This is a genomic window from Proteus sp. Marseille-Q3619 (assembly GCF_965283115.1).
The window spans coordinates 3,216,381-3,231,351 of record NZ_CBDIMP010000001.1 but is presented as its reverse complement, the minus strand read 5'-3'; the positions used below and the strand labels follow the sequence as shown (position 1 = coordinate 3,231,351).

General features: G+C 39.2%; 12 protein-coding genes. 2 read left to right on the top strand and 10 right to left on the bottom strand.

The features are described 5' to 3' along the window. Window positions 1-20 precede the first annotated feature (20 nt). From recA to gpt, 10 genes are all read right to left on the bottom strand, one after another. A complete protein-coding gene (recA, locus tag ACWPWK_RS14850; protein ID WP_099075159.1) occupies window positions 21-1,091 on the bottom strand; it encodes a recombinase RecA in 1,071 nt (356 codons plus the stop codon). Between the two features lie 107 nt (window positions 1,092-1,198). After that, window positions 1,199-1,705 carry a nicotinamide-nucleotide amidase gene (pncC, locus tag ACWPWK_RS14845; protein WP_109373932.1) on the bottom strand — a complete coding sequence of 169 codons (507 nt, stop codon included), beginning with the start codon at window positions 1,703-1,705 and terminating at the stop codon, window positions 1,199-1,201. Between the two features lie 36 nt (window positions 1,706-1,741). Continuing rightward, on the bottom strand, window positions 1,742-2,941 hold the full coding sequence (lplT, locus tag ACWPWK_RS14840) for a lysophospholipid transporter LplT (RefSeq protein ID WP_109373931.1): 1,200 nt from the start codon (window positions 2,939-2,941) through the stop codon (window positions 1,742-1,744). Beyond that, window positions 2,941-5,100: a bifunctional acyl-ACP--phospholipid O-acyltransferase/long-chain-fatty-acid--ACP ligase gene (gene aas / locus ACWPWK_RS14835; RefSeq protein ID WP_109373930.1), complete on the bottom strand. Its 2,160-nt coding sequence runs from the start codon at window positions 5,098-5,100 to the stop codon at window positions 2,941-2,943. Before aas ends, lplT begins: the two co-directional genes overlap by 1 nt. A 103-nt stretch (window positions 5,101-5,203) precedes the next feature. Beyond that, the gene (gene aroL / locus ACWPWK_RS14830) at window positions 5,204-5,716 is read right to left on the bottom strand and encodes a shikimate kinase AroL (RefSeq protein WP_109373929.1); all 513 of its coding nucleotides are present in this window, start codon (window positions 5,714-5,716) and stop codon (window positions 5,204-5,206) included. Between the two features lie 145 nt (window positions 5,717-5,861). Further along, window positions 5,862-7,115 carry a glutamate-5-semialdehyde dehydrogenase gene (locus ACWPWK_RS14825; protein ID WP_109373928.1) on the bottom strand — a complete coding sequence of 418 codons (1,254 nt, stop codon included), beginning with the start codon at window positions 7,113-7,115 and terminating at the stop codon, window positions 5,862-5,864. A gap of 11 nt (window positions 7,116-7,126) precedes the next feature. After that, window positions 7,127-8,230, bottom strand: coding sequence for a glutamate 5-kinase (proB, locus tag ACWPWK_RS14820; protein WP_109373927.1), 1,104 nt, complete (start codon window positions 8,228-8,230; stop codon window positions 7,127-7,129). Between the two features lie 115 nt (window positions 8,231-8,345). Then, window positions 8,346-8,747, bottom strand: a complete 402-nt coding sequence (gene crl, locus ACWPWK_RS14815; RefSeq protein WP_109373926.1) for a sigma factor-binding protein Crl — start codon at window positions 8,745-8,747, stop codon at window positions 8,346-8,348. A gap of 71 nt (window positions 8,748-8,818) precedes the next feature. After that, window positions 8,819-10,069 carry an esterase FrsA gene (gene frsA / locus ACWPWK_RS14810; RefSeq protein WP_109373925.1) on the bottom strand — a complete coding sequence of 417 codons (1,251 nt, stop codon included), beginning with the start codon at window positions 10,067-10,069 and terminating at the stop codon, window positions 8,819-8,821. Between the two features lie 208 nt (window positions 10,070-10,277). Continuing rightward, window positions 10,278-10,739, bottom strand: a complete 462-nt coding sequence (gene gpt / locus ACWPWK_RS14805; protein ID WP_006534780.1) for a xanthine phosphoribosyltransferase — start codon at window positions 10,737-10,739, stop codon at window positions 10,278-10,280. A 353-nt stretch (window positions 10,740-11,092) separates the two neighbouring features. On the opposite strand from gpt, the gene pepD reads away from it, so the two are divergent. Together pepD and ACWPWK_RS14795 are read left to right on the top strand one after the other, a co-directional pair. Continuing rightward, complete coding sequence (gene pepD, locus ACWPWK_RS14800) at window positions 11,093-12,550, top strand: beta-Ala-His dipeptidase (RefSeq protein ID WP_109373924.1); 1,458 nt, start codon at window positions 11,093-11,095, stop codon at window positions 12,548-12,550. A 218-nt stretch (window positions 12,551-12,768) separates the two neighbouring features. Further along, a complete protein-coding gene (locus ACWPWK_RS14795) occupies window positions 12,769-14,931 on the top strand; it encodes a TonB-dependent siderophore receptor (protein ID WP_109373923.1) in 2,163 nt (720 codons plus the stop codon). Window positions 14,932-14,971: the final 40 nt, after the last annotated feature.

Below are 14,971 nucleotides of genomic sequence, written 5' to 3'. Positions count from 1 at the left end.
TTTAGACATTGGCAGAAAAATTATTCTTCTGTCTCTTCAATGTCTGCAGCATTATCACTATCGTTAGTAAAATCGGCTGCGCTAGTAAATTCGCCCGCATGATTTAATAACATTTCACGTAGTTTAGTGTTTAGCTCATCATACATTTCAGGGTGTTCTTTCAGGTAAGTTGTTGCATTGGCTTTACCTTGACCAATTTTTTCACCATTGTAGCTGTACCATGCGCCAGCTTTCTCTACCAATTTATGTTTAACGCCTAAATCAATCAGTTCGCCAAAGGTATTAATACCTTCGCCATACATAATTTGGAATTCAGCTTGTTTAAATGGTGCTGCAATCTTGTTTTTCACCACTTTAACGCGTGTTTCACTACCAACAACTTCATCACCGTTTTTAACAGAACCGATACGACGAATATCTAAACGAACAGATGCGTAGAATTTAAGTGCATTACCACCTGTTGTTGTTTCTGGGTTACCAAACATAACACCGATTTTCATACGAATTTGGTTGATGAAAATAAGCAATGTGTTGGAGTTTTTCAGGTTACCCGCTAATTTACGCATAGCTTGGCTCATCATACGAGCGGCTAAGCCAACGTGTGAATCACCAATTTCACCTTCAATTTCTGCTTTTGGTGTTAAGGCAGCAACGGAGTCAACAACGATAACATCAACAGCACCAGAACGAGATAATGCATCACAAATCTCTAAAGCTTGCTCACCTGTATCAGGCTGAGAACACAGCAGATTATCAATATCTACGCCTAGTTTTTTAGCGTAGATAGGATCTAAAGCGTGCTCAGCATCGATAAATGCACAAATTTTGCCTTCACGTTGAGCCGCTGCGATAACTTGTAGTGTTAACGTTGTTTTACCTGAAGATTCTGGGCCATAGATTTCAACAATACGACCGCGTGGTAAACCACCAGCACCTAAAGCAACGTCTAATGATAAAGAACCTGTAGAGATGGTTTCAACGTTCATGGAACGATCTTCGCCCAGACGCATGATAGACCCTTTACCAAATTGCTTTTCAATTTGACCAAGTGCTGCGGCCAATGCTTTTTGTTTGTTTTCATCAATAGCCATGTTATCTCCCTCTGGGCAGTGAAGCATAAAGATGGGTCACTACCATTAAAACGTATATGATTTTGCTTGTTGAAACTCATTATACTGTATAATCATACAGTATCAAGTTAATTATTAATAATTTCTTTAAGGATTGATTTTAAAGAAAAAATAACAGATTCAGCTCTTACTTGCTCTCGTGAACCACTGAATATACAGTGTTTTGCCGTAGTTTGAATACCTGTTGGTGTTTTCATTGCAAAGCCAAACCAAACTAAACCAACGGGTTTTTCTTCGCTACCACCACCAGGGCCTGCAATACCGCTAACAGACACTGCAAAATCTGCATTAGCTGTTATCAGTGCCCCTTTAGCCATTTGAAGAACAACTTCCTCACTCACCGCGCCGTATTTAAGCAAAGTTTGTTCATCAACACCTATCATTTCATGCTTTGCTTCATTGCTATATGTTACAAAGCCACGGTGATAATATTCAGAACTTCCGGCAATATCAGTAATAACTTTCGCAATCCATCCACCAGTGCAAGATTCAGCTGTTGTTATCGTGCTCTTCTTTTCAAGTAACGCGTTACCCACCTCAATACTTAGGTGGGTCATTTCATCGTAATTTATCATTAAGGTTCATCTAACCTCTATTCTAAATCTCACTGTTTAAGATTTCTTTCTGGTGCAATCCCATAACCATAGACCACCAATTGCGAGTGCAAAAATAGCACCAAACCCAATTCCGATAGCAACGACAGAGACACCAATGCTTGTCACCAGTGAGAACAATCCAAGCATTAATAGCATTGCCGTATTTTCACCTAAGTTTTGTACAGCAATAGCATTACCAGCACCAACACTGTGCTTTCCTTTGTCTTGTAATAGCGCATTCAATGGCACGACAAAGAAACCGCCAAAAATACCGATAATGATAAGAATTAGGTAAGATGGAATAATTGAGGTTTGCAATGAGAAGTAAACAACACCAAGACCAATTAAAATACCAGCAGGCATACAGCGGCGTACTGTTTTCAGTGTCACAAATTTAGCGGCTAATCCAGCACCGACTACAATACCAATGGCAACCATCGCATTTAATATAGTCGGTGTCGTATTATCAGTCATACCTAGAGCAATAGGTACCCACTGAACAAGTAAAAAACGCAATGTGACTCCAGCGCCCCAAAACATGCTGGTTCCCACTAAAGAAAAACGGCTTTCTTTATCAGTCCATAAGGTGCGCGTTGCCTCAAGAAATTGAGTGAACATTCTTTTAATGTTCCAACCTCGCCCGATTTGAGCCGCTGATAATTTTGGTATACCAAAGTTAACAAATACCGCTAAAGCATACATTGCAGCGCAAACACCTAATGCAAAAACAATGCTCCAATCTGAGAGCAAACCACCAATCACTGAACCTAATAAAATAGCAGCAATCGTTGATGCTTCCATTAAACCATTAGCTTTTACTAAACGTTCACCATCTGTTAATTCACCTAAAATGCCATATTTAGCAGGAGAATAAACAGCAGCACCAATTCCCACTAAGGCATAACCAAGGAAAGGATCTGAGCCGACACAGATAAGAAATGCGCCTACAAATTTTAAAAGATTCCCACTGAGCATTACCCTACCCTTAGGATTACGATCAGCAAACTGCCCGACAAAAGGCGCTAAAAGAATAAAAGCCAGCACAAAGACCATTTGTAAAACAGGTTGGCTCCACTCAGGGTAAAGCGCCGATTTAAACTGAGCGAGGATCGCAAACAATAATGCATTGTCAGCAAAAGCGGAAAGGAATTGCGATATCAATACCGCTTTCATTCCTCTACTCATTAAAGGGGGCTGACTAATATTCTCTGACATTAGTTATTTTCCTGTTCAGCAAGTTTTTTCAATGAGACAAAATCCGTTTTCCCACTTCCTAAAACAGGAATTTCTTTGATAAAACGAATATCCTTTGGTACAGCAATTTCAGCAACACCTTCCGATTTTGCTAATGCTGATAGCGTACTACGATCTAATTGCTTATCGGTTGTGAACAGAACTAATGATTCGCCTCGACGTTTATCACTTATTGTCACAACAGCGTGATCACCTTTAGAGGCTTTACGTGCAAGTTGCTCAACACCTTCAAGAGAAACCATTTCACCCGCAATTTTTGCAAAACGTTTTACGCGCCCTTTAATAGTACAAAAACCTTCGCTATCAATAGCAACAATATCACCAGTGTCGTACCAACCTTCTTCGTCAATACCGTCAGCATTGGTTGCGACAGGGACTTCCAATTTTTCAGGTGATTCTACACGTAAATATCCCATCATTACGTTAGGACCACGAAGTTGTAATCTACCGCCTTCGGTAATACCACTCATTGGAATTAAACGCCCTTCCATACCCGGCAATAAGCGCCCTACTGTATGAGCTTTGGCACTCATAGGTACGTTGATTGACACAACAGGTGCACATTCTGTCACGCCATAACCTTCTAAAATACGAATACCGAATTTCTCTTGCCATAAAACACGCGTTGATTCAGAGAGCTTTTCAGCCCCAGCAACCACATATCTAACTCTGGCAAAATCATAAGGATGGGCAAACTTTCCGTAGTTTCCTAAAAAGGTTGATGTACCAAATAACACCGTACAGTTTTGGTCATAGACTAATTCAGGTACAACTCGATAGTGTAACGGACTTGGATAAAGAAAAACGCGTGCGCCCAAGCAAATTGGAGTTAGCAAGCAAGCAGTTAAACCAAATGCATGGAATAACGGCAATGCTGACATAAATTTGTCTTTCGGGGAAAAATCAGCAATAGCACGAATTTGATCAACGTTAGCCAATAAACTTGAATGGCTGTGAACAACACCTTTAGGCGTACCTTCAGAGCCTGATGTAAATAGAATAACGGCTGCATCATGTGCATCTTGCGGTAACATCGCTTTTTGAGGCGTAATAAGATGTTTAATTACCCAACGTTTATCTTCACTGGTGATCGTATCTTTTAGATCTTCAAGATAAATCCAGTTAGCTTCTGGAGTTTGCTCAGGAATATGTAATAAATTCCCTTTTTCTAGAAACTGGCGTGATGTAAAGATGGTTTTGATTGATGCGGCTTTCATCGCATTTTGTACACCTAAACTACCTGCTGTGTAGTTTAGCATTGCAACAACACGTTGACGCATTGTTGCACCTAATAGTGCAGCGGCAGTTACTGTTGTATTTGGAAGCAATAAGCCTATACGCTCTTTAGGTTCAGTGTAGCGCTCAATCAATCGACTGATCCCTAACGTTTTTTTCAGTAATCCTTGATAAGAATCTTCTTTTAGGTTGATATCAGAAATTAGCGGGCTAAATCGACCATATTGAGACATTGCCTGTAAAAATGCTTCATACAGCGTGATATTAGGACGTGTTTGCATGATGGCTTCCATCATGATGTCACGCATGGCTTCACCCGCTAATCGGCGACGCTCAGAAGATTTTTCAGCTTTTGGCATCGGTAAATCAACAGCAGGAAGCACCTTGATGGTGATTTTAGGAAAGAATTGAGACTTTACTCGTAAGCTTTTACGTACTCGTGAAAAATAGCTGAATTCAGCCCCTTCAATTCTAACAGGAACAACTTTAGCGCCTGATTTTGCGGCAATAAAAGCAGCACCTTCATAAATTTTCATTAAACCATTTGTTACAGTGATCCTTCCTTCTGGGAAAATCACAACCGGACGACCTTTATCCACTTCTTTAACTAACTGACGCACGGCCATTGGGTTAGCGGGATCTAAAGGTACGATATCGGCATAACGACCTAACCATCTTGTCGTTTTTGCAGAAGCAACAGAGGTATAAACAGCAAATACAGGATTAATAGGCAGGAATAAACGTAATAATATACCGTCAATAAAAGAAGTGTGATTTGGTGTAATTATACATTTTTCATATTGTGAAAACTGATTAACAAGTCCTTCAATTCTTATTCTAAATAAGAATTTAAATAGTGTTTTAAAAAACGCTATCAACATCATATCCATATCTCATTTTGCTATAATTAGCCTTACTATAAATAGGATGTGATGAAAATAAAATAGATGTTCCCTTTTTTATCCTTTATATCAGACGACTTCTTAATTATTTCGCGAGTTTTGCGAGAATTGCCTCAATAATCTCATTTATCGGTAATCCCGCATCAACAATGATATCAGCACATTGCAAATATAAAGGTTCACGTTTAGCCAAAACGTCATTCATTTCTGAAACTAACGTTTTACCTGTCAAACTTGGTCTTTGTGCTTCATTTGGATCTTGGGACAAACGCTTAACTAAAGTTTCAAGAGATGCCTGTAAATAAATAATAACACCTGAAGATTTCATATAAGCACGATTTTGATCTGCTAAAATCATACCACCACCCGTTGAGATAACTTGGTTAGGCTGACTAACTTGGACTAATGCTTCTGATTCAGTTTGACGAAAAAAATCCCAACCTTTCTCTTGAACCATTGAAGATATAGTTTGTTGATATTTTTGAGTTATCCAATCATCCGTATCAATAAATCTATAATCTAAAGTGAGGGAAAGTGCTTTACCTACTGTTGTTTTTCCTGCACCTCTAGGTCCGATAAGGTAAATTGTACTATCCATAAAATGCACTATCTCCATAGTGTGTTCCCTGTTAGGGGTGTAATCAAAAATTTACATACTGTAAAGTATGAAATATCATACCTGATGTAACAAAAAAATAAAGCCACACTTTAGAAAAGTATGGCTTATTTAATCATCTTAACACTTAGCTACGAATTGTATTATCACCGTAACCAATCCATTTATAGGTCGTTAAGGCATCTAATCCCATTGGCCCTCTAGCATGTAATTTCTGTGTACTAACAGCAACCTCGGCACCTAAACCGAATTGTCCACCATCAGTAAAACGTGTACTTGCATTAACATACACAGCAGCAGAATCAACTTGACGAACAAAGCGATCAGCATTAGAGATAGATTGCGTTAAAATAGCATCAGAGTGTGCAGTACCATAACGGCGAATATGGCTAATAGCCTCAGTTAACCCACTCACAACTTCTACGTTTAAATCAAGTGATAACCATTCATCGCAATAATCAGCATCTTTCACATCAACAACAGTGGCTCCGCCTTTTTTTAACCCTTCTAATGCCTTCTCACTTGAATGCAAAGTCACCTTTTGAGCTGCCATAGCATCACTTAGCTGTGGTAAAAATAGATCTGCAATCTTTTCGTGTACTAAGAGCGTTTCTAAAGAGTTACACGCGCTTGGACGTTGTACTTTCGCATTTACGATAACTGTTAATGCTTTTCCTAAATCCGCACTTTCATCAACAAAAGTATGACAAACGCCGATACCACCAGTAATAACTGGAATGGTTGATTGTTCACGGCAAAGTTTATGCAACCCTGCACCACCTCGTGGAATAAGCATATCAATATACTCATCCATTTTTAGCATTTTAGAGACTAACTCACGATCAGGCTTATCAATCGCCTGAATAGCACCAGCAGGAATACCACATTTTTCTAATGCTTGCTGAATAACAGCAACAACCGCTTGGTTAGTATGATGGGTTTCTTTTCCACCACGAAGAATAGCCGCATTACCTGTTTTCAAACATAAAGAAGCGACATCAATTGTGACATTAGGACGAGCTTCATAAATAACACCTACAACCCCCAACGGCACACGGCGACGCTCTAACCGTAAACCGCTATCTAGCATACGGCCATCAATAACTTGACCCACAGGATCTTCTAAGCGGCACACTTGTCGTACATCATCTGCAATGGCTTTTAAACGTGCAGAATTTAGTAATAAACGATCAAGCATAGCGGCATTAATATTGGCTTCACGAGCCGCTTGCATATCTTTTTCATTTGCTGCAAGAATTGAAGCTTCTTGTTGTTCTAATAAATCAGCCATAACTAGTAATGCCTGATTTTTTTGCTCTGTTGATAGTTGAGCTAAATGCCAAGATGCCTCTCTTGCCGATTTACCCATTTGTTCTAACATCAGAAGGCTCCTTAGCTAACAATCATATCATCACGATGTACGGCAACACTGCCATACTCGTAACCTAAAATTTGACTAATTTCTTGTGAATGGTGTCCTGCAATTAGACGCAATGCATCACTATTATAGTGTGCAACACCATGAGCGAGATCTTTACCTTGTAAACTTTGAATGCGGATAACACATCCACGAGAGAAATCGCCTTTAATTTCTTTGATACCTTTTGGTAAAAGGGAGCTACCTTTTTCTTTAATTGCGTTTTCAGCTCCTTCATCAACCACTATCACACCAGCTATTGGCGCACCAAAGATCCACCGCTTACGCGCTTCTAATGGACTTTGTAAGCCATGAAATAACGTTCCAACAGGTTCATTATTGATAACTTTAGCGATAACTTCAGGTTGTACGCCTGCCGCGATGACAACATCAATACCCGCACGCCCTGCAACGGTTGCTGCTTGTAGTTTTGTTGCCATACCACCCGTACCTAAACCTGATACACTATCACCTGCCATTTGGCGTAACTCATCATTGATATCAAAAACTTCAGGGATCAATTTAGCATCTGGATTACTACGAGGATCAGCGGTGTAAAGCCCTTCAATATCCGTTAGTAATAACAGTTTATCTGCACCGCCTAAAATAGCCGCTAATGCTGATAAATTATCGTTATCACCCACTTTAATTTCCGCGGTAGCAACAGCATCATTTTCATTGATAACGGGGATAATATGGTTATCTAACAGTGCATGTAAGGTATCGCGTGCATTTAAGAATCGTTCTCTATCTTCAATATCAGCACGCGTTAATAGCATTTGACCAATATGAATACCATAGATGGCAAATAACTGTTTCCATACTTGAATTAAAGCACTTTGCCCCACAGCAGCAAGCAACTGTTTTGAAGCAATAGTTGCAGGCAAATCAGGATAATTCAAATATTCACGCCCTGCTGCAATTGCACCTGAAGTGACAATTATAATCCGATGCCCTTTTTCGTGTTGTTTAGCACATTGGCGAACCAGCTCAACAATATGAGACTGATCCAGACGTCGTGAACCACCAGTAAGTACACTTGTCCCTAATTTAACAACCAGCGTTTGGCTGCTACTCATAACATTTACCATTCTTGTTGATTATTTAAAAAGATAATACACAGTTTTATCAGGAGAGAAGCGTTATGCCAACTGACATAACGCAAAATCTATGAAAAGTTGCCCTAACACAAAATTAGGGCTGAATGGGAAGCGGAAATTTGTTCATTTTTTCATCTGGAATGAGTGTCATCTCTAATTCACTCACCGCGAGTTGAAGAAATTCATGAAAACGAATAAGTGTTTCATTAATTGACTCAACAACATCATTCTTACTGATGTTCTGATGGAGCCAATCACCATTTTTATCGAATAGCCCAATTTGATAACGATAAATGAGCTGTTCATTATTGCGTTCTAATTCCATCCACCAGCCCCAAAACTCTCGTTTTTCCGGCGCGACTTTTTTATTTACACAAACAGCTAAACAGTCAAAAAAGAACTGGCTCTCTTGGCATTGTTGCTCTCGGATATATGGGCCGATTTGAGCAAAACGCTTTAATAACTTACCTCGGGTAGGGTTCAAAGATGAAGTCATAAATTCAGTCTCCTTAGAAACTCTACTGTTATATAATCTAATATAATTAGCAAGTTATTGTTCAAAATTAATTATATTAATTTATCATAGATCCAATCTGCGCTTTTTTGTAACGCGAGCTCTAAACCTTCGTAAAGCGGCTTATCATTAATAGCAAGAATGTCACCATCCATAGAAGAGCGTGCAATTAATTGCGAATCCTCTTTAGGGCTCATTTCATCACCTTTCCAATAGACCCCCATCATAGGAACAGGCATACGCCGCCCAATCAGGCCTTGGTTTTTCAGGGAGTAACTGCTCAATGATAATCGAAGATTATTCTCATCAATATTCCATAACCCTAAGCGACTTGCTAACACATCAAGATACATCACAGGAATTTTTTTCTGCAATTCAGCTTGGGTAAAGAAAGCGTGGATCAAAGGGCCTAAGGCAACAACGCCTTTAATCAATTTTGGGTAGATATAAGCTAAGCGCACAGCAATATTACCGCCAAAGCGAAAGCCCATCACACCAACACGAGTATGATCAATCCAAGGTACTTCAGAAAGTTGTTTTAAAACTTCACCTTGTAATTGGCATGTATCTTCCGTTAGTTTTTGTTTTACTGAATAACCAATTGCGGGCATATCCAGTGTTAGCATTGCAATACCTTTAGGGGAAAGGTAATTACGGAAGAAGCTGACATAATCGCTTTGTAAACCGTCTAATCCGCCACAAAATAACACGGTAGGATAAGGGCCTCTACAATCTTTGGGTAAATGCAGAAAACCCGTTGTCGTCCCTTTTCCCTCTAATTTAAATGTCAGTTTTTTGACTTCAAAAGAGGAGAATTTTGTCGCATTCTCAAAAGCTTTCATCGACAAAATAACTGCTTGATCCGCTAAAAAATCACCATTAATAAAGGGATATGCAGCAATACTATAAAGATGTGCGGCTTGTAACCAACAATCTGCTGCGGCATCACCAGACTCTTCACGTAATGCTTTTTGTTGCCAGATCATCGCTTGATGTGACCATTCAAATGACCAGCCACCTTTACGATACCCAACAACAGTATCGATAAATTTTTCATCACTACGAGGTGCATCAGGCACCGCAATTCGGCTTAAGACCTCTTCTATTTCAATAGGAGAAATACCACGCCAAATCCATTGTAAACGTTGAATTGTTCGATACCAATTTAGCTGACTTGTTCCATTTAATACAGAGTTTGTCGCTATATTTGATTTTGGATGTGTGTACTGTATTAATGTTGACGTTTCTGCGTGTTTTGCACGAGGCTTAAACAGTGTTTCAGAAAGGTTTTTGTTCTCTGTCATATCGCTCTTCAAATCAGTGGATATCGTGTAAAGGGGCTTAAAAGTCTGGCTTTATCATAGCATGAAATCGACGGGAACAATGTGTATCACGACAAGCAATCGCACGAAGACATCATAAAGAGGAAGAGAAAAGAGAAAAAAGCTTAGAAACAAAAATCCCCGCCTAAGCGAGGATCTCAATTAAAACAGCAAAGCGAATGCTATCAACTTATTTTTGATCGCAAACAGGTGGAATAAAGGCAACACCCATATCCCAAGGCTGTTCAATCCATGTATTTTGCGGAATATCAACCACAAAATCATCCACTAAAGGACGCCCTTCTGGTTTTGCAAAGATAGTGACAAAATGCGCTTTTGGATACATCTCACGGATAACTTTAGCAGTACCACCAGTATCGACTAAATCGTCAACAACGATAAAGCCTTCACCATCACCTTCTGCTTTTTTTAAGATTTTGAGGTCACGCTGATGATCGTGGTCATAGCTAGAAATACAGACTGTATCCACATGACGGATACCTAATTCACGAGCAAGTAATGCAGCAGGGACTAATCCCCCACGGCTGACAGCAATAATGCCTGTCCATTGTTCGACTGGTAGTAAACGTTGCGCCAATTGACGGGCATGTATTTGCAACATATCCCACGTTACAACATATTTTTCGCTCATAATATTGTGATCCTAGCTACTGAAATTTCGAGAGAAGCTTTTTTGCGGAAAAAAAGGTTGCGCGAGATTATAGTGATTTGAGCACCTAAAAACCAGAGAAAACGTGAAAACAGGTGAGATTATCCTGATTTTTTTCTGTAATGTCTTTTTTCGATTAAAAAATGAACCATATAAAAAATGAATACAAAATAGAGATCTAATTTCTTAGATAGAGATGTGAATAGAATGACGCATTCATCAGAAGAAAGTGATATTCTCAACTATATTGGCGTATAACGCTCAGAATAATAAAGCTAACCCTTAAAAAAGCGGTAGGCTATCAATAACACAGATGCTGTTAGAGGAGATCCATCGTGTCTGAACTATCTACTCTATCCCCACAACCACTATGGGATATTTTTGCAAAAATTTGTTCGATTCCACATCCATCACATCATGAAGAAGCCTTAGCTTCCCACATTCTTTCTTGGGCAAGTGAAAAAGGACTTTTTGCAGAGCGCGATGCCGTTGGCAATATTTTAATTCGTAAACCAGCAACCAAAGGCATGGAAGATCGTAAAACGGTTGTTTTACAAGCACACTTAGATATGGTGCCACAAAAAAACAACGACACCATTCACGACTTCACTAAAGATCCAATTCAACCTTACATTGATGGAGAATGGATCAAAGCGAAAGGCACCACATTAGGTGCAGATAATGGTGTTGGTATGGCATCTGCATTAGCTGTTTTAGCTGATGACACTGTTAAACACGGCCCATTAGAAGTGCTGTTAACCATGACTGAAGAAACAGGTATGGACGGTGCTTTTGGTTTACAACCGGGTTGGTTACAAGCTGATATTCTTATCAACACAGACTCAGAAGAAGAAGGTGAAATCTACATGGGTTGTGCGGGTGGTATTGATGTTAAAACCACACTAAACCTTTCTTACGATGCAATCCCAGCAGGTCACGTTGTTAAACAACTGGTTCTAAAAGGATTAAATGGCGGCCACTCTGGTGGTGATATCCATTTAGGCTTAGGTAACGCAAATAAATTATTGGCACGTTTTTTAGCAGGTCATGCAGAAGAATTATCACTGAAATTAATTGATTTCCACGGTGGTACACTGCGTAATGCGATTCCTCGTGAAGCAAACATTGTTTTTGCAATTCCAGCGGATAAAGTCAAAGAATTAGAAGCATTAAAAGTACGCTTTGAAGAATTGCTAAAAAGCGAATTAGCGATCGCAGAGAAGAATCTAAAAGTTGAATTAATTGATACAACAACAGATAAAAAAGCGTTCACCGCAGATTGCCAATCTCGTGTCATTAACTTACTTAATGCAATGCCAAACGGCGTTATTCGTATGAGTGACGATGTTGAAGGTGTTGTTGAAACTTCACTAAACGTCGGTGTTGTTAGCATTGTTGATGATAAAGTAGAAATTCTGTGCTTAATTCGTTCTCTAATCGATAGTGGTAAAACCTATGTTGTTAGCATGCTGACAGCATTAGCAAAACTCGCTAAAGCCGATATTGAAACGAAAGGCGGTTACCCTGGTTGGAAACCAGATGCAGATTCTCCTGTTATGCATTTAGTTCGTGACACTTACCAACAACTGTTTGATAAAGTGCCAAATATCATGGTTATCCACGCAGGTCTTGAGTGTGGTCTGTTCAAAAAACCTTACCCAGATATGGATATGGTTTCTATTGGGCCAACAATCCGTGGTGCTCACTCACCAGACGAACGCGTTCACATTAAGAGCGTCGGTCAATACTGGCAATTATTAACCGCGATTTTAAAAGCAATCCCTGCTAAATAATCTCGCTTTAACGTTAATAATGAAACCCGCTTATTGGCGGGTTTTTTGTTACTGAAGTCTCTGCAAAAAAATCATTTCTCTCTCATTCTCAATGAATTTCCCTTAAATATCACAATCCATAGAATGCTAATTATTATCATTAGCATTAATGTTTAATGAGTGATATTTTCACTGCTCCGCAGTTAAAGTTAAAAATAAAAAATTCAAAGGGATCGATTGTGTCTAATAAAAATTATGCTGTTAGCGTCTTACTTGCCTTACCGCTAAGTCTGTTATCTGTTCAAATTCATGCAGCAGTTAATCAAAATACGCCTGAAAAAATAGTTGTGACAGCAACTTCATCACAAGATCCACAAGCGCCTGTTTCAGGTTTTGTGGCAACAAAAACATTATCAACAAATAAAACACCGACTGAAATTGAAAAAACACCACAATCCATTAGCGTGATCACCCGTGATCAAATGGACGCTCAAGATGTCAGCTCAGTTTCTCAGGCGTTACGTTATACACCTGGAGTTTTCACAGAATATCGTGGAAGTTCTAATCGTAATGATGAGGTTTTTATTCGTGGATACAGTTATGCACCACGCTTTCTTGATGGATTAAGTTATGGAATGGGAGCTTCATCGTCAACTGGCGCAATTGATCCATGGTTATTAGAGCGTATTGAAGTTGTTAGAGGACCTGCATCTGTTCTTTATGGCCAAGTAAACCCAGGTGGCCTTGTTGCAATGACAAGTAAAAGACCAACTGCATCCCCTATTCGTCACATTCAAGTACGTGCAGGTAATGATAAATTAGCAGAAACCGCTTTTGATTTTTCGGGTACATTGAGTGATGATAATCGAGTTCTTTATCGTCTAAATGGTATTGCTAAAACACAACATACCCAAATAAAAAATTATAAAGAAGAGCGTTTTGCGCTCGCTCCTGCCATTACCTTTTTACCGAATGAACAAACACGTTTAACATTATTAAGCTTTATTCAGCAAGAGCCTGAAGCCGGTTATCGTAATTTTTTACCCGCTTACGGTACAGTAAAAAGTACGCCAGAAGGTACTATTCCCTTTGATTTTGATGTCAATAATCCCGATTACCATAAATCATGGCGCCAGCAATATGGTATAGGTTATGAATTCGAACACGAATTTAATGACACACTAAAAATTGTACAAAATGCTCGATACAGCCATATTAATCAAAAATATAAATATCTTGTTTTTGGTTCTTTAAGAAAAGATAACCCTTATATTCTTGAGCGCCGAGCTCAACAAGAGCAGCGAGAAACAGATACTTTAGGAATAGATACTCGCTTACAAGCTGACTTTGCTACTGCAAAACTTAATCATACTGTGATTGCTGGTATTGATTATCAGTGGAGTAAAGATCAAGATAATTTACTTCGTGCAATGGGCCCCGAGTACGATCTTGATTGGCGTGATCCTAATTATCACTATCCAATTGATATGAGCTTACAAAAACCCGCAACCGATCAGCGACAAAAGCGTGATCAAATCGGGTTGTATCTACAAGATCAGATCCAATGGAAAAATTGGATCTTACTTGCAGGCTTACGCCAAGATTGGGCTCAAGTTCGGACTCATGATTTCTTAGCTAAAAGCTATGTTCAACAAGATGATCATAAGTTAACGGGTCGCGCAGGGCTTTTATATTCTTTTGATAATGGTATTTCTCCTTATATTAGTTATAGCACCTCGTTTGAACCTAATTTACAAACTCGCCGCGCACCAGGAAGTGCCCCTTTTGAGCCTAGCGAAGGTCGTCAATTAGAAGCTGGAATTAAATACCTCACACCAAATGAACAAACATTGGCAACACTCTCTGTTTATCAATTACAGCAACGCAATGTGACCAACTACAATGCTGAAAAAGCGTATTTTGAACCAGTGGGTGAAATTAGAAGTCGTGGTGTTGAAGCACAAATTAATAGCCAATTAACTGAAAATATTTCATTTATCAGCAGTTATGCTTATACCGATACTGAAGTAAGAAAAACCATTATTGTGGGAACACAGGGAAAAGAACTCCCTAGAGTTCCTAAGCACATGGCATCATTTTGGGGTCAATATGATGAAACATCAGGGCTATTCAATGGCTCTAAAGCAGGCTTTGGCGTGCGATATGTTGGCGTATCTCAAGGTGATACCAAAAATACAGTCAGTGTGCCCGCAGTTACGCTTTATGATGCCATGATTGGCTATTCATTAGGTGAGCTATCACCTTCTTTAAAAGGTGCTGAAATTCAGCTTAATATGAATAATATTGCGAATAAACACTATGTTGCATCTTGTGCTGGTGATACTGCCTGTTTTTATGGGATCGGCAGAACAATGACAGCAACAATGAATTATCGCTGGTAAGACTATATAGATTAACTACATAAATTAACTACGTTAGCCA